Here is a 22,731-nt window from a genome sequence, read left to right as displayed (position 1 = left end):
TTAACTTAACTTAAATTCAGAAGTAAAGTGGAATTCTACATCCGGATTATTTTGTTGATTCATACGCAAAATCCAATCCGATTCAGCTAGAAAAACATAATTCCCATCTTTATCTTGTGCAATTTGTTGACCTTTTAAACGGACAAATTCCTGTAATTTTTTAGGATCCTCGGCGGTAATCCAACAAGCTTTTGAAACGGACATACCTTCAAAACGACATTTTGCACCATATTCATGTTCCAAACGGTATTGAATTACTTCATATTGTAATTCACCTACGGTACCAACAATTTTACGGTTACCTAACTGCGGTTGTGTGAATAATTGAGCTACTCCTTCGTCAGTTAATTGATCAATCCCCTTTTCCAATTGTTTGGCTTTCATCGGATCTAAATTAATTAACTCTTTAAATATTTCTGGAGAAAAACTTGGGATACCTTGATAATTCAACACTTCCCCTTCCGTTAACGTATCTCCAATTTTAAAAGTACCGGTATCGTATAAACCAACTACATCCCCTGGAAAACCTTCGTCTACCACTTCTTTGTCTTGTGCCATGAAGTTGTAAGGGTTCGAAAATCGCACATTTTTTTTCAAACGAATGTGCTGATAAAAAGTATTTCGATGGAAAGTTCCTGAACAAATTCGTAAAAATGCAATTCGATCACGATGTTTAGGATCTAAATTAGCGTGAATTTTAAAGATAAAACCCGTGAACTTCTTTTCATTCGGCTCAACAATACGAACATCCGTTCCTCTTTCTTGCGTTGGAGGAGCTATTCGAGTAAAAGTGTCCAATAATTCTTGAACCCCAAAATTATTCACAGCCGATCCAAAAAAGACAGGAGCAATATCTCCTGATAAATACGTATTTCTATCAAAAGGCTCATAAACCCCATCAATTAATTCCACATCCTCTCTCAACTGTTTGGCATCTCTCTCACCCACACGAGCATCCAACTCAGGAGAATTAATATCCACCGCGTAAACTTCTTTTTCAATTTTGGTTTTATTGGCAGAAAAAAGATTTAAAGATCGATCTAACAAATGATAAACTCCTTTGAAATTGGAGCCCATATTGATTGGCCAAGTTAAAGGACGAACTTGAATGGATAATTTTTGTTCCAATTCATCCAACAAATCGAAAGGATTTTGTCCTTCCCGGTCCATTTTATTAATAAAAATAATCACGGGAGTTTTACGCATCCGACAAACCTCCATTAAGCGCTCAGTTTGCTCTTCCACACCTTTCACACAATCAATCACCAGAATAACAGAATCGACGGCTGTAAGGGTACGGTAGGTGTCTTCTGCGAAGTCCTTGTGACCAGGAGTATCCAGAATATTGATTTTTAAATCATTGTACTCGAAAGTCATCACAGAAGTTGCCACAGAAATACCTCTTTGTCTTTCAATTTCCATGAAATCGGAAGTGGCCCCTTTTTTAATTTTGTTGGATTTCACCGCACCTGCTGTTTGGATAGCCCCACCAAAAAGTAATAATTTTTCAGTTAAGGTTGTTTTTCCAGCATCAGGGTGGGAGATGATTCCAAAGGTTCTTCTTTTGGCAATTTCAATATCGAGCTTACTCATTCGTGTTTTTTAAAATCAAAATGCAAAAATAAGCCAAAAAAGGTGGAATTAAAAGACAAAAAAAATAGCCGATGCTTTCGCAACGGCTATTTAATAAAGTTGTTTTGAATTACACTCGAGTATTCAAATGCGATTTAGGTCTTCCGTAAAGGAAGTAAACAACTAAACCAAACAAAAGCCAAACAATAGCAAAAAGTTGTGCAGTTCTACCTAAATTCAAAATCAAGAATGTATTTACTATTATTCCCAATGGTGCAATGATATTCAAGCCTGATACTTTAAAAGGACGATCACGCTCTGGATCTCTAAAACGTAAAATCCAAACCGCTAAACACACCATTGTAAAGGCAAATAAGGTTCCGAAACTGGTCATATCTCCCAATAAAGAAATTGGAGTAAAACCAGCTACAATAGATACAACAGCACCTACTAAAATAGTTGATTTCCAAGGTGTCTTAAATGTTGGATGAACCTCAGCAAAGAATTTTGGCAATAAACCATCCTTCGCCATTCCTAAGAAAACACGCGTTTGGCCTAACATCATCACCAACATAACAGATAATAAACCTGCAGTAGCTGCTGCGGTAATCACAAATACAGCCCAAGGTTGTCCTGCCACATCAAATGCAAAAGCAACAGGTGCTTTTAAAGCATCTCCCGTGATATCTTTGTAATTGATCATTCCGGTCAACACTAAAGAAACAGCGATATACAAAATTGTACAAATCAATAAAGAAGCAATGATTGCGAATGGCATATCTTTCTTCGGATTAATGGCTTCACCTGCTTGGGTAGAAACAGCGTCAAAACCAATGTACGCGAAGAAAATTGCTGATGCACCTGAAATAATACCACCCCAGCCATAAGCAGGAAGCATTTCACCACTTTCGTGTTCTACTAAGGTTTCAGCAGGAATAAATGGAGTCCAATTAGCCACATCGATATAAAAAGCACCCATGATGATCACAAATAGAATCACTGCCACTTTAAGAACAACTATTAAATTATTCGCACTAGCAGCTTCTTTGATTCCTTTGACCAAAATCCAAGTCACAAACCAAACAATAACCAAAGCTGGTAAATTCACTGCCACTCCACCAAAAGATACAGGATCATTGGTTAAATTTGCAGGTAAGTGAATCCCAAAGAGATGGAGTAGCTTATTAAAATAACCTGACCAACTCACAGCGACAGTCATAGCACCCATAGCATATTCGAGAATTAATCCCCAACCAATAATCCAAGCAAATAACTCACCTACTGTACCGTATGCATAGGCATAGGCACTTCCTTCCACAGGCAACATGGCCGCAAACTCTGCATAACAAAGCGCAGCAAAAATACATCCAATTCCAGCAATAACGAAGGAAATTGCTAAGGCAGGACCCGCATGATAATGTGCTGCGGTACCAGTTAAAACGAAAACTCCGCCACCAATAATCGCTCCAATACCAATGGCTGTTAAACTCCATTTACCTAAGACACGCTTGAGCTCGCTTTTTTGCATGTCTTGCTCAAACATGTGCATCGGTTTTTTTCTCCAAATACTGTTGTTCATAGTGTAAGTTGTTAGTTGTAAGTTATGAAGAATGAAATATGAATTATGAATTATGAGGTATGAATTATGAGGTATGAAATGACTTTCATAATTCATAATTCATAACTCATAATTATTTTACTTTTTCTTTTGCTCTTTTGTCGAAGTACCTAAGTCAATAACAATCGGAGCAGCAACGAAAATTGAAGAGTATGCCCCAAATACTACACCGATAAACATAGCAAATGAGAAACCTCTTAATACATCGCCTCCAAAAATCAACAATACAGTTACTACTAAAAATACAGTAGTCGCTGTCATGACAGTACGAGACATAGTATGGTTAATCGATTCGTTGATTGTTTTGATCATTAGGGCTTTATTACCTAAGTCTGGATTCACACCGATTTCCTCACGAATACGGTCAAATACTACCACCGTATCATTGATTGAATAACCAATTACAGTCAAAACTGCAGCAATAAATACTTGATCAATTTCTAATTCAAATCCAAATAATCGTACGATTCCAACCATACCCAATACTACTAAAGTATCATGCAATAAAGCAACAATACCACCTAGAGAATATTGCCATTTACGGAAACGGATTAAAATATAAATGAAGATAGCAATTAAAGCATAGAAGATAGATAAAAACGATTGCGTCAAAATATCATCTGCAATGGTTGCTCCAACTTTAGATTCCGACAAAATTTTAGGAGAAGCTGATGAAAACTCTTTCAATCCATTTTCTAATGCTGTTCTAACAGTATTATTTGCAGTGATAGATTCATCTTCTACCAAATAAGAAGTAGTTACTTTTAATTTAGTTAAACCGTTGTATGTTTTAACCTCTGAACCTACTCCTTTAAAATCATCTTTCAATGCTTCTTTTACTTTTCCAGCTTCAACGGGTTGAGTAAATTCTACCACATAAGAACGACCTCCTTTGAAGTCTACTCCTAAATTAAATCCTCCTTGGATAAATAAAACAATTGCACCAATAGCAATCAATCCCCAAGAGAACCAATAAGAATATTTACGTTTTCCAATGAAATCAAAATTCATTCCTTTGAATAAATCTCTAGAAATAAATGTTTCAAAGGTCATTTCTTTCTCTTTTCCTGCTTTGATAGCTCTTTTTGCCATCCAATCAATTAAAATATGAGAAATATACACTGCTGTGAACACCGACGTAACCAAACCAATACAAAGTGTAACACCAAATCCTTTCACCGAACCTGAACCAAAAATAATCAAAATTACACCCACTAAAACGGTGGTAATATTTCCATCTAAGATCGCACTTAATGCTTTTTCATAACCCACATTGATTGCATCTAGCAATCCTTTTCCAGCATGTAATTCTTCTCGAATACGCTCATTAATCAATACATTGGCATCAACCGCCATACCCAATGTTAAAACGATACCCGCAATACCCGGCAATGTTAAGGCTGCTTGGATTTGAACCAAAACTCCAGCAATAAAGAATACGTTAAATAATAATGACAAATTCGCCATCCAACCTGGTGCACCATAATAACCAATCATAAAGATGATTACTAATAATAAACCTAAGCCCATCGACATATATCCTTGATTAATTGATTCATTTCCTAAAGATGGGCCAATGAATGCATCTTCTACAATACGTGTTGGAGCTGGTAATTTACCTGCTTTTAATACGTTCGCTAAATCTTTTGCTTCTTCAACTGTAAATGAACCAGAAATAGAAGAACGTCCTCCTGGAATTTCTCCATTGATCACTGGTGCAGAATACACATAACCATCTAAAACAATTGCAATTCGACGGCCTACGTTAGCACCTGTTAAATTTTTCCAAATACGAGCTCCAGTTCCGTTCATCGACATAGTTACTTCTGCACGACCAGCTTGATCATAATCCTGCGCTGCATCTGTAATCACATCTCCTTCTAAAGGAGCATTTTGACCTTCTCCTTTTTTCAAAGCTTCTAATGTCAATATTTCATCACCATTTTTAGCAGGAATTCCTTTAGCTGCCCAAGCGAAAGATAAATTAGCTGGGAACAAAGCTTTCACATCTGCACGGCGGAACAATGCATTCACACGCGCTGTATCTTTTCTATAAACTCCTAAACCATTTCCAATAGGTAAAAATAATTTAGTCAAGGCAGAACCAGCAGCAGTATCTGTCTTCGCTTTTCCTGAATCTTTTTTAGCAGCTCCAGCTAATTGATTGCCCAATGAATTGGCTGTAGTATCCTTAGCAGTAGTTGTAGATGCACTTGCTTGAACAGTAGGTTGCTTCTCTTCACGCTCTAAAATAGAACCTAATACATTTAAACCTGTGCCATACTCATTTAACTCATAACACTCAATAAACTCCAATTTAGCAGCTCCTGATAATAATTTACGAGCACGCTCTGGATTATCTACACCTGGTAATTCAACCTGAATACGGTTAGAACCCGGTAAACGTTGAATATTAGGGTTAGCCACACCAAATTTATCGATACGCGCTTGAATAATTTTGTAAACACGATCCACAGCTCCATCAATCTCAGCATCAATCACTTTCTTAACTTCAGAATCAGAAGAAGTTGAACTGATTTTACCTCTATTAACTGAATTAGCAAAAACAGATGCTAACTTTTGTGTAGGTGCTACCTTAGCAAACTCCTCATAAAACAATTCATTGAAAGGCTTGGTAGAAGTTGCTTGTTGCAAACTAGCTTGTGCCAACGCTTTCTCAAAATTTGGATCATTCGATTTTCCAGATAAAGCTCTTAATATTTCTATCGGAGAAACTTCCAATACCGCGTGTAAACCGCCTTCTAAATCTAGACCCTTGTGCAATGCATAATTCGTAACTTCTTGAAAGGTAAAACCTAAATATACAGGTTGCTTCCAAAGCGAATCAATGAAATGTAAACGCTTTGCTGGATCATATTTGCCATCTTTGGTAGTGGCATATTTAACTGCTTGATCTCTTAAATCACTTGCCTTCCATGTAAATGAAAGAAAGAAAATACATAATGCTGATATAATTGTACTCAGCCATACAATGAAATTTTTGTAACGCATTTGAATAAAAAATTAATGAAATTAAAACAATGATTTTGACTCTGTCGATGTATTAACCGACAATATCAAGGGGCCAGAGTGGCGATAAATTGGGTAAATAAAATGCTCAATAATTGAGTTCTGTGAATCTGAACAGGCAATTTAACTTGATGCAATTGCTCAGCAAAAAAAGTGAAGACCGGAGCACTGAAGGTCCAATCTGTTGGAAAATCGATGTTTAAATTCGCTGCTGCTTGATATACTTGATGATCAGCGTAAAAAGTAGCCTGTGGGCTTGACTTTTCTTGACTAGATTTAGAATGAGCAGAGGTTTTAACGAATTTGCAAGGAGAAGATGTTACCGTTATAGGCTTTGCCACCAACCAAAATAGGACGGGCAAAAATATAAATAACCGAAAAAATTGAATCTTCTTTTGCATATTGAGTAGCAAAAATAGGATATTTTAATTAAATAACAAATGTTTATAAAGTACCTCCTATTCCAATCTATGTTTTTAAGCAACAAGATTGTTGTTTATCTTTATTATCCAAATCTCCATTAAGTTTTGAACACGATCATGAAAATCTATATTCCCATCATTTTTATCCTATTTTTGTCTTTTGAATCGATGGCCATTGGTCCAAAATCAAAAAAACCAAATGTCATTTATATCTATGCGGACGACTTAGGCTATGGAGAAATTGGTGCTTATGGTCAAAAAATCATTAAAACTCCTTTTCTCGATGCCATGGCTAGGCAAGGAATTAAATTCACTCATCATTATACTTCCGCACCTGTTTGCGCACCAGCTAGATGTATGTTGTTGACTGGAAAACATGCAGGTCATTCTCAAATCAGAGGAAACTTTGAATTAGGTGGCTTCAGCGATTCAACCGAAAAAGGACAAATGCCTTTGGAAGAAAATACATTCACCATTGGCCATCTCATGAAAAATGCGGGTTATCGAACCGCTGCCATAGGCAAATGGGGGCTTGGAATGGCCAACGGAACAGGCAATCCAAACAAACAAGGCTTTGACTATTTTTATGGGTTATTGGATCAAAAACAAGCACATAACTATTACCCAACTCATCTTTGGGAAAATGGAAAATGGGATACCTTAAAAAACCAATCCGTTTTTGTGCATGAATACCAAGGAAAAAAGAATTCAACAAATGTGGATTTTGATAAATTCAAAGGCAAAGAATATGTGGTTGACAAAATGATGGAAAAAGCCATCCATTTTATTCAAGAAAATAAAACAAATCCCTTCTTTTTATATCTTCCTCTTCCTTTACCTCATCTTTCTTTGCAAGTTCCTGATGTAGCTATTGAACCCTACCTTCATGCATTTCCGGATAGTGCCTATTGGGGTCAAAGAGGATATGTTCCCAATAAAAACCCAAAAGCAACTTACGCTGGAATGATTTCTTACTTGGATTTGCAAGTCGGTAAGATTTTGGAAACACTCAAAAAAGAACAATTAGATGAGCAAACCATCGTCTTTTTCTCTAGCGACAATGGGGCTACTTTTGATGTGGGTGGAGTGAATACTCAGTTTTTTAATAGCACTGCGGGACTAAGGGGGCGTAAGCAAGATTTATACGAAGGAGGAATTAGAGAACCCATGATTGTTAGATGGCCTGGGGTAATTCCTGGTGGACAAATAAAAGACCTCCCATCTACTCAATACGATGTCTTAGCTACATTAGCTGAATTGACTCAACAAAAACTAACAAAAACAGATGGCATTTCATTTCTTCCTACATTGTTAAACAAAGGTCAGCAAGAAAATCACCCCTATTTATATTTTGAATTTCCTGAAAAATCAGGCCAGATTGCTATTCGGATAAAAAACATAAAAGCGGTTAAATCTAATCTCAAAAAAGATCCAAATGCAGCATGGGAAATATATGATTTAGCTTTAGATCCTCAAGAAACTCAAAATATTGCTCAACAGTATCCTGAATTAATTCCAAAGCTAAATCAAATTGTTTTGAAAGAACATCAGCCTGCTAAAATCAAGGATTGGGAGGTGCTGCAAAGCCGCTCTTCGCCAAAGCTTTAAATAGCTGGTCGACCTTATTGATTCCATTACTGTCATTGATATCAAAATATCGATAAATTTCTAAATCGGTTTTATGAATTCCGTTTTCTTGAATAGCTCCTTGGGATTTGTATTCAGCAATGACCCAATCAGCCACAATCTTATAACTTACTTTATCATTTTCCTTAAATCGGAAAGCTCTATTTAAAATAAATTGAGGCGAATTAGGTTTAATTTTTGTCTCTGGAAAACCCTCTAATTGGCTAAATTCATTGGGTTTTGCATTCAATGCAGCTGGGCTACCAGCTATAATAATAGGTTTCTTTGCTCCTTTATATCTTTTTACTGCTCTTAAACCCATCAAAACAGCTGTTTTATGATGTCCATGTTGGCCAGCATGCGGAAGCATGGTTATCACAAAATCATAGTCTCCATCTGCCAAAATTCGATCCATTCGCTTTTCCACGTAAGGAATATCCCAATTCTTACCACTGATATAAGGCGTTGGATCAGTTGTATACCAATCGTCCGGTTGCTCCATGTAAAACATATTTCGCACGCCCATGATTCGTCCAGCGTTTAAAATTTCTTGTTTTCTTAACAAAGGCAGGTGATTTCGAGCGGTTACTGAATCTGTTAAATTTAAGCCGTAATACATCGCACCTAATTGTGAATCTGCAAATCCCCCACCCCCATCGGTCATCACTGCCATATCCACAATACCCTTTAATTCATGCGTAATTTTAAACATCGTAACAGAAAAACCAGTTTCATCATCTGGATGGGCCGTCACAACTAATACCTTGGGACCTTGTGCATAAATTACACTTGTCATTAATAAGCAAATGCTCAAATAAAATAATTTCGATTTCATCGTTTTATAAAGATTTAAATTCTTTTAATAAAGCTTTAGTAATGACTTCATATCCTTTGTCGGATGGATGTAAACCATCATAAGTCATTTGTATCGACTCCATTGGATAAGGATATTCATCTTTGACAGGATCAAAAGGAATGTTGGTAAAATCAGGGAAAGTATAATTTTGATATTCGCCTGTGTTTGGATTTTTCAGCCGTTTGAACTGAACCAAATTGGGATGACTTAATTTTTTGTTGTGGTATAAATCAACAACAGGAAAATGTTCCATTCGACCAATCTCTACAATGGCATTGGCAAAGGATTCTAAAAATTGGCCATTTTTATCTTTGTATGAGCCGTATGCATTGTTCTTAAAATTGTTGATATAAACAAAATCAACGCGTTGCATAGGAGTTATAAAAATTATTTTAGCCTGCGGATTTAAGCTTTTTAATTTATCGGTGATCACTCGAAAAGCACCATTAACCGTATTTAGACCTGTATTATTTTTATAATTATCTAAAGTTCCCAAGGGCTTTCCGCCCCACCAATCGTTGGTACCCAAAAAAATACTGTAAACATCGGCTTTTTGTAATCCTAATTTTTCGATGTCAGTGGCAATTTTAATTGCCGTCCAACCATTATGTCCTTGGTTTAAATAATGAACATTTGGCAACTTTTCGGTTAACATGGTCATATAACCTTTACTAATTCGATTCCCTGTTTCATTGGGATGATCATTCAAATAAGTGATTGAATCGCCAATGGCTACCCAGGTAATTTCTTTGTCAATTGTAAATGACAAGTTTAAAGCAAGTAGTAGAACTACTAGCATACATTTTTTCATAGTATTTCAGGTTTGTGTACAAATCTAATCAAATTTGTGTAATTCAAAACAAGATAAAAATTAATGAAAGATATACCTAGCATTGAATAAAAGGGGATATGGAACCTATTTGTACATTAAATTGTATAAATTTTATCGTTTAAAATCCATAAATAATACCTTTGTCCCATCCAATTTGAAATCACATGACAACCTTACAAGAATTCAAAAAATTCAATGAAGAGTTACCCATTCAAAATTATTTAATGCCTGTATTATTTATCGGACATGGCTCTCCAATGAATGGGATAGAAGATAATGATTTCAGTAAAAGATGGAGCAGCATTGCCAAACAAATCCCAACACCTAAAGCAGTTTTAGTTATTTCTGCCCATTGGTTTACCAATGGAACCAAAATCACCGCTATGCAATCGCCTGCTACCATTCATGATTTTGGTGGATTCCCCAAAGCCTTGTTTGAAGTACAATATCTGGCTCCTGGAAATCCAACCTTGGCCTTAGAAACGAGTCAACTAATTCATTCGGCAAAAGTAGAATTAAATCACGACTGGGGATTGGATCATGGAACCTGGACGATTGTGCGTCACATGTACCCAAAAGCAGATATTCCAGTGTTACAATTGAGTATAGATTACACCAAAGATGCGAAATTTCATTACGAATTATCCAAGGAAATTACTGAACTACGTAAAAAAGGCGTATTAATCATTGGTAGTGGAAATATGGTTCACAATTTAAGAATGGTAGCTTGGGACAAATTAAATGGTCCTTCATATGGCTATGATTGGGCCTTAAAATTGAACGAGAGTTTTAAAAATGCGATCAAAAACGGGCAACATGATCATCTAATTCACTATCAAAAATTAGGACAAGAAGCAGCATTAGCCATCCCAACACCTGAACATTATTTACCGTTAATTTATACCTTGGGAGTGAGTAATTCCAAAGACACCATTGAATTTTTCAATGACAAAGCAGTTGGAGGATCTTTAACGATGACCTCAGTTAAATTTGGTTAAATAATTGTTGAATTTCGGTAATCAATTCCTTCCCGACATTTTCCAATAAATATTTTTCTTGAAATAAACGATACCCATTTTGACTTAAGCTTTGCTTCAAGTCTCTATTCTCAACAAAATGAATTAAGGCATGGGTCAAAGAGGGTACATTGGGCTGACACATAATTGCTGCTTCATATTCTAAAGCAGCCTCACGAAAACCGACTTTATTACTAAAAATACATGGATTTTGATAAGCAAGAGCTTCCAATGCAGCAATAGAAAATCCCTCAGAATAAGAAGGTAAGACAAAACAAAACTTCTGCGACAATAAATACTTTTTTTCCTCTCCTTTTACCGTTCCAATTTTTAAAATATTGTCAAAAGGATAATCTTGCAAAAAATGATTTAAATCAGCAGAATAATCATCATCTGGCCCAGCAATAATTAATTTAATGCGATTTTGATAGGTTTTACTAATATTTTCGAACGATTGTAATAACAAATTAAGTCCTTTTTTAAAACTAATTCTTCCAATAAAAACAAACACCACTTCTGCCCCCACAATATATTGATCAATCGAATTTTTGAAATTAGTGTCAGGCAACGCTTTGACTAAACTAGGCTCTTCCAACGCATTGGGAATACAAACGATATTGTTGTTCGGAAAAAGTTCCCGCAAAATCCTTTCCTCATCTTTATTAATGGCATGTATTAAATCACAAGACTGAACAAATCGTTTTTGGAAGAATGTCCAAAACAATCCCTTTTTCCATTTGGAATCTTTTCTGGTATAACTATCTAAAAAACCATGAATCGTAATAACTTTTTTTGCTCGGTTGGGAATAATAAAAGGTAAAACAGCTCCGAAATACCAAAGGCCATGAATATGAATAACATCAAACTTGTTTCGATTTTTGAAAAACCAAAAAATCAGTGGAAATGAAAATTCAGATAAAAAACGAGAAAAATAGCTTTGTGAAAACACAAAAAGCTTTATTCCTTTTTGAATAGGATATAAATGATGATTTGACTTAGTTGAACTAGCAATAAAAACTTCAAAATCATTTTTTAGTTGAATCTTTGAATGATTAAAAATTACACTTGAGGGGCCGCCTGTTTCCCAAGTATAATTACAAATGTTCAAGATTTTACGTTTTGTGCTCATCAAAAATTAATCCTCAAATTTAATTCTCCAATCGTTCAATATGATTTCCTTCATTACCTCTACATCTCCTTTCGCTAGATTTTTCAATTCATAAATCGTAATATCTACTAAAAGTCGATACCAAAGTCCCTGCATAAAATGAAATATCCAAACCTTCGGATGATCTAAAAATCCCAAACGAATGACAAAACGATAAAAAAAGTATAATAGAGGTCTTAAACCTAATGGTAAATGATGATAGACTTTATTTTTTAGAACTCGCTTTAATATAGCCTCTTTCACGCCAGATTTCTCTTCTAACTTGGTCGTTTCCATCAAATGATATTCTAAATTAATAGCATCTGCGGCTTCCCTACGAGCATAATTATTGTGTTTATTAACCCACCAGTGCATAGAATTCAAATTCTCATCAATCAAATAATGATCAAATGAAACGACCTTTCCTTCGTCTAATACAATGTGCTCATCCATCAAACGTTGTTCACAAATGCCATGACCAGTCCTCCAAATCCGCAATAACTTAAACTCCTTAAATCCTCCAAATCGAATCATTGAACCTTTAAATACAATTCGACGGGTTAATTCTATTCCAAAAACATCTTCATCAACCTGATTGAGCTTGTTCGAAATCTCTTGTTGAATTTCAATTGGAAAATGCTCATCAGCATCTACTCTCAAAGTCCAAGCGGTTGAAATTTGACAATTTTCAATCGCCCAATTTAATTGTTTTGCATAATTATTTTCCCATTTATTTTGATATACATCAGCCCCTAATGATTTAGCAATTTCAACCGTATTATCGGTAGAAAAAGAATCAACCACACATATTCTAGCACAAAAGCTTTGTAAACTTTTGATGCATCTTTCTAGATGTATTTCTTCGTTAAATGTTAAAATAATTGCCGTAATGCTAGACATACAGGATTATATTCATGAATAATTGTAGGTAAAATCAGAAAATTCAGATTAAACTTATGCAAAATAAGTTATTTATCCCAAATCACTTCCATTCCAATGTTTTGATTAAATGCAAAGCATCACGTTTAATAAAATCGATAATGGGCGCTAAAGAATCGTTTTGAGTAGCAGTTCTTACATACACCGCACCTCTTAAAAAATGTTGCGTACTGTCAGTCGTAAAAAATTGAAAAGAGGTAGCCACTTCCCCATTTAATTCAATCAAAGTAGCAGATTTCCCATTGGAAGAACGCATTTGATATTCTTTGGTACCACTGGATTTCATATTATGCTTAGCTACTAAGGTATAGGCATCATTGATATGTTCAAATAATTTCTTTTGATCGCCATTCAAGGGCTTATAAGTCAATTGTATAAAAGCCTGCCATTTGGGATAATAAACATATAACCAATGCGGTTCTGCCCAAGAAACGGTATCAGGCAATACTTGTGCAAATTTTGACACCTCAAACGTAAATGGATGGCCTTTTTCTAACACTTTGTACTGATGATTTGGAAGTATAATCCGATTATATCCTTTGGGACGTGGCAAATCGGAATTAGTATCTTTTTGACAATCGCAAGAATTCAAGATCAGTAATAAAGTCAACAAAAAAACACATTTTAGGACATTCATTCTTGTAAAGATTAATTAGGCAAATCAATAGAATAATGTGCTAAAATAGGCAACTGTATAGATTGATACACTTTTTCACGTACAACAGGTAGATCGTCCATGCTTAAGCCTCTTGTGATAATTGGCTCATGAACATGTACTTTAATTACACCTGGTCGTAATAGAAAATTATCACCATTCAACATCAAATGATTATTGAACAAGCTAATGGGAACGATAGGTACCTTTTGTTGAATCGCCATTTGAAAAGCACCATCTTTCAATGGTGTTGACATATAAGGAAACTGCTTAGAGGTAATTCCCCCTTCAGGAAAAATGGCTAAACTTCTATTTTGCAATGCTCTTACTGATTTTATCAAAGAACTTGCCCGACTAGATTTACTTCCTCGGTCTACCAAAACGTGTAGTTTGGCATACATATATCCAAATAAAGGAACTTTACGAATACTACTTTTACCAATAAAGGAAAAATGATTTTTGATTAAAATCACTAAAACAGGAATGTCTAAATAAGAGAAATGATTGGCGCAAAAAACGTAGATTTGATCTTTTTTTGGCTTAAAATCATAACTAATATCAAAACGTATAAAAGAAAAGAGAAAGAAAAGTTTTCCCCAAATATGAATTAATTGTAAGGCATTTTTTCTCCAAGGTACTCGATGAATAAGTACAAAAATGATGGGATAAAGCAGCAAAAAGAAGAATAAAAACCAAAAAGCAGCCCATAAAGTGTATAAAAAGGTAAATGACTTAGATAACCAAGAAACTTTCTTTTTCATACGCGTTTAAAGGACTGCCTTTAAGTAAATATTATTCTACAATACCTAATTGTACTGTATTTGTTTTTTTATCTGTATTTGCAGGAATAGATAGCGTTGTAACAAACACATCTCCTTCTTTTAATAATGCTGCTTTTTTCAATTGATCAACCATTGCAGCTACTGTTTTTTCAGCACTTTCTGCAGATGGATCATAGAAGAATACTTTTACTCCCCACAATAAGCCCATGGTAGACATTAATTCCTTATTGGAGGTAAAGACAAACAAGTCAGCCTTAGGACGGTGAGCAGATAAACGAAATGCTGTATACCCTGAATTAGTAATACACAAAATTGCCTTAGCTTTCGCATCACGAGCTAAACGACAAGCTCCAGCTATTAAACGATCATTTAAAGTTATTTCAACACTTCCATGATTACTTAATGCGTGATTTTTAAAATAGATTGCAGCTTCGTCACCTTTTACAATTTCAATTTGATTTTGTTGTTGTTCAACTACTTCATGAATATGCGCCATTGTTTCAACCGCCTTAACTGGATATGCTCCAGAAGCTGACTCACCACTTAACATAGTTGCAGAAGCTCCTTGTAATACAGCATTGGCAACATCTGATGTCTCAGCACGAGTAGGAACAGGATTTGTAATCATTGATTCCAACATTTGAGTAGCAACAATCACAGGTTTACCTGCTGCTGTACACTTCTCAACCATTACTTTTTGTAAATAGGGTACCACAGCGCCATCCATTTCAACACCTAAATCACCACGAGCTACCATGATTGCATCAGTAGCTGCAATGATTTCATCTAAATTATCAATCGCCTCTGGTTTTTCAATCTTAGCAATTACACGCGTATTTTTACCGTAAGCCTTAATTTTATCTTTTATATCCCAAATATCTGATGCTTTACGTACAAATGATAAAGCTATCCAATCAACGCCATGATCTAATCCAAAATATAAATCTTTTTCATCTTTAGGAGTCAAACAAGGCAATGAAACCTTTGTACCCGGTAAATTAATACCTTTCTTAGATTTCAAAATACCACCATATATTACTTCAGTAATAACTTCCTTTTTTTCTTTATCGATGGAAATCACTTTCACTTCAAGATTACCATCGTCCATCAAAATTCTTTCTCCTACATTCACATCTAAGTACATAGATGTATAAGTAGTTCCAACCTTTTCAGCCGTTCCCAAGAGATTTTCATCCATGGCAAAAATCAACTGCCTTCCAGCCTCTAACAATACACCACTTCCTTCAACCAATTGCGTACGAATTTTAGGACCTTGTAAATCTTGTAAAATACTAAGGTTCAAATTAAATTCTTGACTGATAGAACGAATTGTTTTTAAACGTTCTAAATGATCTTCATGGGTTCCATGAGAAAAATTTAGTCTGAAAACATTGACGCCAGCTTTGGCTAATTGAATTAAAGATTCTCTTGACTCAGACGTTGGTCCGACAGTTGCAACAATTTTTGTCTTGCGTTGATACGACATATTTAATTTTGATTCAAATTATCCTGCAATTTACATTTAACTCTTCAAAAAAAGGAATTATTGGGAGATATTGTACCCTATTTTAATGTAAATTTTAGTTTTTACTTATTTTTAAATGTATTATACTCGAATATTACAATTATTAAATTGGATTATGATGACATTAAAAAAGGGAGAAAATCTCCCTTTAAAAATCTAGAATTAATTTTCCCACATATCGTGTTCCATTTCTAATAATTCATATTCCAATGATTGCGAACGATTTAAACCGTCTAATTCATTATTATTAATATCTGTCAAATATTGATTTCTTGCATTTCCTTTTTTCACAATTCGCGCTTGAAACATTCTTAAATCGAATGCATCCGCCATATTTTTGTGTTGAATCTCATTTTGAGAATTATACCAAATGCAGTTCGGAGTGTTTCTAAATAATTTATACACATCTTTGTATCTAAACGATGCTACTGGTTTATCAAACCCTGCTTTGGTTTTGACCGCTGGAATAATCAAGGTAAATGATTGAATATCGAAATACAATCTTGAACGTTGACGATCAATGATTGCATCTTCTTTAATTTCAATAATCGTTAACTCTTTCGGGAAATAATAAGCTGCAGTTGTTGCTGAACCTGCAGGTTTTTCTGAAAAAGCATCTGATACCTTTGGCTTTTCAGCAGTAGTAGCCGTTTTTCCACCCCATCCATCATCTGTGCCAGCAGCAACTGTTTTGCTTTCTGTACCAAAACCAGCAGATTTCTCAGCTTCAGACAATTCACCATCTACAACGCCTTCTTCAATTTTCAAGTTTTCCTTGAACTGAGCAAGAGTCATTTTGGTCAACAAAGAATCATTCATATATGGAGTTAAAACACCCGCTTCAACCCACTCAACTAAAAATTTAGAAATTTCGTTATTGAATGAAAACAATGGCTGATTGATTTTTTCATTCAAATCTAATCGACGCCAAAGACGTACCCTATAGTGCACATTTGCATCATCTATGGGACGTACAGAGTTTAGGGCTGCCGCATTTAAAGGTTTTTCTTGGGCAAACGTATTATATCCCAAAAATGAAACCAATAAGCAACTGATACTCAAGAATAATTTCATAACACAATATTTTCTAAACCTATTCAAATTAATATAAAGGAATATTTTTCGACAATGTATAAGGGATTGACTCAACTGTTCCTTTAAAATTCTTGCGCTGAACTCCTTTTACTTCAATATAATAACGATCTCCTGCTTGAGCCTGAGCAGCTAACTTAGCCAATGAACCACTTCCTGGTAGAGTAATATCATCTATCTTTCTTTGGCCTCTCGCTAATGCAACATATAGTTCAGATACTCTAAAATTAGCATCTTCTGGATTGGTTGATTTAAATGACTCATCCGCCAAAGCACGCGCATCAATCGTTCTTAGTGAAGTAGCACTAATTCCTCTTTTTTCATCCAATTCACCACCATTTCCAAAAAGCTTAACTTCAGGTCTTGGCACACGACGTACTCTAAACGTTTCTTTTCCTAATAAAGTACCTGAATTTGCTACATTTAATGTAACATTTGCAGAAGTGGGTACAATGGTCACTTTTCCTCTGCTTTGTCCAGCAATTGCCTCTCCTCCATCTGCTGAAAACTGTGGATTCCACAAAGCTCCAAGTCCAGGACTAGCCACACTTAAGCGATTCGCACATCCTAAATACAAGGCTGGCAAAGTAGCTGTTTCAATATTATAGGTTGGTTTTAGAACAAAATACTCTTTCGTAACAGATTCCGTTTTAGGACCTGCTGGACTCATGTAAGAAACTGTTGCAGTATAGGTCTTTTTAGATAAACCATTGGCATCATAATTTCCACCAGATGTTTTGAACTTAATTTGTCCACGTCCATCAGAAACAGGAATTGAACTACCATTAAAACTCATCCTTGGAGTAAATCCACTCGATGTTGCGGCGATAAATACCTCAGCTTGATATTCCATTCCTGCTACTACCGTATTCGCATTGGCAGAAACTTGGGCAAACACTTTATCAAACTTAATTTCTTTGGCACCAACTTTAGACGCTAATTGATTCAACACTTCACTTTCATATCTTCTGATTTCCGCTTGTTTTTGACTCAATGTAGCCAATGCTGCTGGAACAGGTGTTTGTTGAAAGTTCAATTCAGCAAAATCTTTGTTAGATTGATTCCAATCACGACTAACAATCGGATCGTCTTTTGCATCCAAAGCTAATGGTGAAAATTTGGTTCCTTTGTCTGCTAAAGCTTCTAAACTTTTTAAATATTGTTCAAACAAAGGCACTAATTTATAAGCTTCACCGCTTTTATTAGAACCGATCATCAATTCGTATACCTTCTCTTCTTCTTTCGGATTTTTAATATTACCCGTTTCTGGATCAATTCCACCTCCTACTTCAATCACCTTAGATTTCACTGCATCTAAATGATTGATTAATTCATCAGATATTTTTCTAACCTCGTTTGCGCGCTTCAAAATATCTGCATAAGCTGCTGGATTAGGTAAATCTTGAATTCGTTGTTCAATTCCTTGAACCATACCTTTATTTTTGGTGGTAGACGATTGATTCGCTACTTCCAAACTATTATTTAATAGGGTGAATTTTTGGAGTAATGCATCACTTACTTGCAAAGCAAGCAAAGCGGTTAACACCAAATACATCATCCCGATCATTTTCTGCCGAGGGGTTTCCTTTAACGCTGCCATATCTTATAAAGCTATTGTTTTAAATTAGCCTTTCATAGCTGTTAACATACTACCATACACTTGGTTAAGCGATTGAATGTTTGCATTCAATTTAGCTAACTCAGATTTGAAAAGTTCAGCATCCTTCTGTGTAGAAGCAATTTGCTCTGCAGAAGTATTAACATTTCCATAAAAACCATTGATGGCCTTCAAATGCTTGGAAGCTTCTTGAATTTCATTTTCATATACTGCATTTAAAGCAGCTAATTGATCTCCTGCTTTGGCATATTGAGTAGCATATTTTGCCGCTTCCAAAGAAGAAGTTGAAATACTTGTCAATGAATTTGCTGCATCAGATACAGATTTGTTCAAAGCTCCCAAGGATTGTGAAGAAGAAGTTAATGATTGAACAAAATCTTGAGTAGCTCCAGTCACTTTAGTAATTTCTTGTAAACTATTCGCTGTAGCAGTTAAACCTTTTAAAGAACTTGTTAAATTTTCAACAACCTCAGGACTAATTCCATTTTGACTTAAACTAGATAAATCAGCTGAACGTTTTACGGCAGGAGCACCATCTAATAATTCTGGATATACTTTTTCCCAATCATACGATTTTTCAGGCTTTTGTTGCAAATACAAAACACCAAATAAAATAAAAATAGCGGCCTCGGTAAACATACCGACAATTAGCATTTCATTGGCTCCTGTCCAGTGTACAATTTTAAACAAAGCTCCTACAATAACCACTGCTGCACCAAAACTCGCAACTACATTAATGATTTTTTCTAATCCGTTCATTTTATTATAAAGTGTTAAATTTTAAAATTATTTACTTGGTTTGCCTAAATAACGCATTGCACATCTAAAACCTATGTAAGATCGTTTACTGTTTTCAAGCTCATAAGCTCTCGTTCCTGTTTCCAAATAATAAGCGATATCTTTCCATGACCCACCACGTGTAACTTTTCTTGGCTCATCTGAATTTTTGTTCACAGTATTTAAATCCCAGGTCAAAGCCACTGCATTATCAGCATAAGCATCCTCACACCATTCAGCCACGTTTCCTGACATATTATACAATCCAAACTCATTGGGATTATACGCATTTGCAGGGGCAGTATAAGCATAACCATCCGAATCAAAATTACCACGATGTGGTTTGAAATTAGCTAACAAACAGCCTTTTGCATTGGATATATAAGGGTTCCCCCAGGGATATTTAGCAGAAGCCTTGCCTCCTCTTGCTGCCCACTCCCACTCTGCCTCAGATGGCAATTCAAATCGTGGTAAAATATACATACCCTCTTTTCTGCGATAATTATTCAACATTTTACTTCTCCACTCGCAAAAATATTTACTGGCTGTCCAACTAACTCCAACGACAGGATATAAATCAAAAGCAGGGCTAGAGAAATAATATTCCAACATTGGATCACCATTATGATAGGTGAAATCACGTTTCCAAACAGTAGTGTCTGGATAATAATCATTCATGATTTTATCTTCACCTAATACAGACACAGAATCTTTCAATAGTGAATTGGTAAATTGACGGTATTCATGGTTGGTAATTTCCGTATCATCCATAAAGAACGGAGATACAGTTACACGTTTATTGAAGTTAACACCTGTATGTGAAATATCTTCATCCGCTTGGCCCATCATGAAACTTCCAGATGGAACTAAAACCATTCCATAAGGAGTGGGCTGACTCCAACCTCTACGCGCAGAAGCAACAATTTCACCGTTTTCTACACCAACAGTTTCCTTGATTCCCTTTTTAAAACTAAGCAATCCTCCCTTGGAAGAAGAACTACCTTTTTTACTACTTAGTGTTTTACCTCCTCCTTCTTTCGATTTAAATAAACCACAACTAAATAAGGTTGAGGCTACCAAAACAATAGAAAGGACTTTAAAAATACTTTTACCAACAAGTTGAAAATTCATATTCAAGTATAATAATATCTAGTCTCTAACGTATCTGAACACAATAAATTGTATTTTAATCCACAATCCCTTGCAAGATTGATTCAAATTCCCCAAAATTAAAGGTTTTATATCAATAAATATTCAAAAAAATACATTTTTAAAATATAATATTTTATAAAATCTTAAATCGAGGGGTTTTAATTGGTACTCCTTTAGAAGGTGCCTTCAAATTTGGCAAAAGAAATTTTATAAAAATTTCATGAGACAAAGGCGCTTTTACCGCAGCATTAATTAACGTATTATCTAAAGAATAACCAATATCTATCTTTTGTTTTAAAGCAGAAATCCCTACCATTCCAATGACAGCATCATTCAAACGGTAACTACCACCTATCCAAAATGTATCAAATAATTCAATTTTTGTTCCTCCTTCCGGCAACAGACGCCCTGAATAATAACGTAACGCAGCAAAAGGTTGAACATTTATGACATCGGACAACATAAAATCAATGTTGGCATGAACGGTATAAATGGGTTTTAACACAATGGCTGCATTATTTTGAAAAGAAAAACTAGGTGAATTTATGTGATCGACATTGACGCCAAATGAATAATTATCTTTTGAATAAACAACACCTAAACCCAAATTGGGTAAAGATTGGCTAATCGATTTACCTGATAATGGTTCAATGATAGGATCGTTAACATCTCTAGGTTTAAATACTCGCCCATCAAATGATTTAGAAGAAAGACCAAATCGTACACCAGCTGAAAGTTGGCCACCACCCAATTGAAAATGTTTGGCAAGCTGTATGTTGACAAATTGTTGACCAACTCCTGATGGGGTATTATCTGACAAGTAAAAGACAGAAGCACCCATGTTAATTTTGGGAATGGGCATTGAAATTCCTGCCATTTGAGTTCCTAAATTACCTGCACCGTCATACGAGGATTGATATTGAGTCCATTGATTGCGATAATGAATTTGAGCATACGATTCTCCATTTAAACCAGAGAAGGCAGGATTCTGCGTTATCTTATTAAAAGAAAACATACTTAAACCTGGATCCTGTTGTGCCAATAAACCAAAAGGTAATAAGCACAAGCTCATCCCAATGATTAGGTTCATCAAACTATAAGGACAAAATTTTCGCACGTTAGGCATTAGTAATATTTACGTTCTAAAGGCAATCAACGGCTAAAAATAAACAATATTTTTATTCCAAATGATTTTAGTAGACAAATAAATAAAAAAGCCCCATAATCGGGGCTAAAAATTCTAATTATTGGCTTGTTTGATATACACTTCCAAAGCTCCTGTCATGGAAGGCGCATTGGGCATGGGTGCTTGAATATCTAAAATCAATCCAGCATCCGTAACCGCTTGGGCTGTTGTTGGCCCAAAAGCTGCGATTCGTGTATTATTTTGTTTGAAATCAGGGAAATTTTCGAATAAAGATGTAATCCCTGAAGGACTAAAAAATGCAATTATATCATAAAAAACATTTTCTAAATCTGATAAATCTGCTGATACAGTTTCATACATTACAGCCTCTGTCAATTGATAATCGTTCGTCCCCATATAATCAGGTAAATCTTTTTGTCTCTTGTTGGAACAAGGGAATAAAAACTTCTCCGATTTGTGTTTTTTAATTACCTCCAATAAATCAAGCGCTGTTTTTGTACCTGTAAAAACCTTTCTTTTACGAATAACAATGTATTTCTGAAGGTAATTAGCTGTTTGTTCAGTAATACAGAAATATTTCATATCAGCTGGCACCTCTATTTTTGCCTCTTTACAAATACGAAAGAAATGATCAATAGCATTTCTACTAGTGAAAATAATCGCTGTATGCTCTAAAATATTTATTTTTTGCTTGCGAAAATCTTTGAAAGCAATTCCTTGAACCTCAATAAATGGTCTAAAATCTACCTTGACATTGTACTTTTTTTCAATCTGAAAATAAGGTGATTGTGCATCGGTAGGAGCCGCTTGGGTAACCAAAATACTTGTAACAGTTTTAAGTCGATCCGTTTCTGTTTGGGTAACTTTAGTCATTTCACTCATAAACAATTGGTAAGTTTACTCTATTTTGAAGGATGAACAATCC

At 35.2% G+C, this 22,731-nt stretch carries 19 protein-coding genes; 2 read left to right on the top strand and 17 right to left on the bottom strand.

What is annotated here, in order from left to right:
• From V7S79_RS08415 to V7S79_RS08400, 4 genes are all read right to left on the bottom strand, one after another.
• Window positions 1-1,593, bottom strand: a complete 1,593-nt coding sequence (locus V7S79_RS08415; RefSeq protein ID WP_459490134.1) for a peptide chain release factor 3 — start codon at window positions 1,591-1,593, stop codon at window positions 1-3.
• A 109-nt stretch (window positions 1,594-1,702) separates the two neighbouring features.
• The gene (locus V7S79_RS08410; protein WP_459490133.1) at window positions 1,703-3,151 is read right to left on the bottom strand and encodes an APC family permease; all 1,449 of its coding nucleotides are present in this window, start codon (window positions 3,149-3,151) and stop codon (window positions 1,703-1,705) included.
• Window positions 3,152-3,268: 117 nt separating this feature from the next.
• A complete protein-coding gene (gene secDF / locus V7S79_RS08405; RefSeq protein WP_459490132.1) occupies window positions 3,269-6,202 on the bottom strand; it encodes a protein translocase subunit SecDF in 2,934 nt (977 codons plus the stop codon).
• A 65-nt stretch (window positions 6,203-6,267) separates the two neighbouring features.
• Window positions 6,268-6,621, bottom strand: a complete 354-nt coding sequence (locus V7S79_RS08400; protein WP_459490131.1) for a hypothetical protein — start codon at window positions 6,619-6,621, stop codon at window positions 6,268-6,270.
• Window positions 6,622-6,759: 138 nt separating this feature from the next.
• Between V7S79_RS08400 and V7S79_RS08395 the strand changes: the two genes are divergently transcribed.
• A complete protein-coding gene (locus tag V7S79_RS08395; RefSeq protein WP_459490130.1) occupies window positions 6,760-8,250 on the top strand; it encodes an arylsulfatase in 1,491 nt (496 codons plus the stop codon).
• On the opposite strand, the gene V7S79_RS08390 is transcribed toward V7S79_RS08395, so the two are convergent.
• Entirely contained in the window at window positions 8,204-9,103 is a 900-nt protein-coding gene (locus V7S79_RS08390; RefSeq protein ID WP_459490129.1) for a PIG-L family deacetylase, read from the bottom strand. The two genes, V7S79_RS08395 and V7S79_RS08390, sit on opposite strands and share 47 nt — an antisense overlap.
• 4 nt (window positions 9,104-9,107) lie before the next feature.
• Window positions 9,108-9,935: an SGNH/GDSL hydrolase family protein gene (locus tag V7S79_RS08385; protein WP_459490128.1), complete on the bottom strand. Its 828-nt coding sequence runs from the start codon at window positions 9,933-9,935 to the stop codon at window positions 9,108-9,110.
• 185 nt (window positions 9,936-10,120) lie between these two features.
• Between V7S79_RS08385 and ygiD the strand changes: the two genes are divergently transcribed.
• Window positions 10,121-10,954 carry a 4,5-DOPA-extradiol-dioxygenase gene (ygiD, locus tag V7S79_RS08380; protein ID WP_459490127.1) on the top strand — a complete coding sequence of 278 codons (834 nt, stop codon included), beginning with the start codon at window positions 10,121-10,123 and terminating at the stop codon, window positions 10,952-10,954.
• Here the strand turns inward: ygiD and V7S79_RS08375 are convergent.
• From V7S79_RS08375 to V7S79_RS08325, 11 genes are all read right to left on the bottom strand, one after another.
• On the bottom strand, window positions 10,941-12,101 hold the full coding sequence (locus V7S79_RS08375; protein WP_459490126.1) for a glycosyltransferase: 1,161 nt from the start codon (window positions 12,099-12,101) through the stop codon (window positions 10,941-10,943). The two genes, ygiD and V7S79_RS08375, sit on opposite strands and share 14 nt — an antisense overlap.
• 6 nt (window positions 12,102-12,107) lie before the next feature.
• Window positions 12,108-13,019 (bottom strand): glycosyltransferase family 2 protein, encoded by a 912-nt coding sequence (locus V7S79_RS08370; RefSeq protein ID WP_459490125.1) that lies wholly within the window; start codon window positions 13,017-13,019, stop codon window positions 12,108-12,110.
• 82 nt (window positions 13,020-13,101) lie between these two features.
• Window positions 13,102-13,695, bottom strand: coding sequence for a gliding motility lipoprotein GldD (gene gldD, locus V7S79_RS08365; protein ID WP_459490124.1), 594 nt, complete (start codon window positions 13,693-13,695; stop codon window positions 13,102-13,104).
• Window positions 13,696-13,706: 11 nt separating this feature from the next.
• Complete coding sequence (locus V7S79_RS08360; protein WP_459490123.1) at window positions 13,707-14,474, bottom strand: lysophospholipid acyltransferase family protein; 768 nt, start codon at window positions 14,472-14,474, stop codon at window positions 13,707-13,709.
• Between the two features lie 31 nt (window positions 14,475-14,505).
• Window positions 14,506-15,981, bottom strand: a complete 1,476-nt coding sequence (gene pyk, locus V7S79_RS08355; protein WP_459490122.1) for a pyruvate kinase — start codon at window positions 15,979-15,981, stop codon at window positions 14,506-14,508.
• A 201-nt stretch (window positions 15,982-16,182) separates the two neighbouring features.
• Complete coding sequence (gene porN, locus V7S79_RS08350; RefSeq protein WP_459490121.1) at window positions 16,183-17,094, bottom strand: type IX secretion system ring subunit PorN/GldN; 912 nt, start codon at window positions 17,092-17,094, stop codon at window positions 16,183-16,185.
• Window positions 17,095-17,122: 28 nt separating this feature from the next.
• Window positions 17,123-18,712, bottom strand: coding sequence for a type IX secretion system motor protein PorM/GldM (gene porM / locus V7S79_RS08345; RefSeq protein ID WP_459490120.1), 1,590 nt, complete (start codon window positions 18,710-18,712; stop codon window positions 17,123-17,125).
• A gap of 24 nt (window positions 18,713-18,736) precedes the next feature.
• Window positions 18,737-19,489, bottom strand: coding sequence for a type IX secretion system motor protein PorL/GldL (gene porL, locus V7S79_RS08340; RefSeq protein ID WP_459490119.1), 753 nt, complete (start codon window positions 19,487-19,489; stop codon window positions 18,737-18,739).
• 27 nt (window positions 19,490-19,516) lie between these two features.
• Entirely contained in the window at window positions 19,517-20,638 is a 1,122-nt protein-coding gene (gene porK, locus V7S79_RS08335) for a T9SS ring complex lipoprotein PorK/GldK (RefSeq protein WP_459490118.1), read from the bottom strand.
• 154 nt (window positions 20,639-20,792) lie between these two features.
• A complete protein-coding gene (locus V7S79_RS08330; protein WP_459490117.1) occupies window positions 20,793-21,731 on the bottom strand; it encodes a PorP/SprF family type IX secretion system membrane protein in 939 nt (312 codons plus the stop codon).
• Between the two features lie 168 nt (window positions 21,732-21,899).
• On the bottom strand, window positions 21,900-22,679 hold the full coding sequence (locus tag V7S79_RS08325; RefSeq protein ID WP_459490415.1) for a uroporphyrinogen-III synthase: 780 nt from the start codon (window positions 22,677-22,679) through the stop codon (window positions 21,900-21,902).
• Window positions 22,680-22,731 lie beyond the last annotated feature (52 nt).

The organism is Aquirufa sp. ROCK-SH2, assembly GCF_054558315.1.
This window is presented reverse-complemented; position numbering and strand designations above follow the sequence as displayed.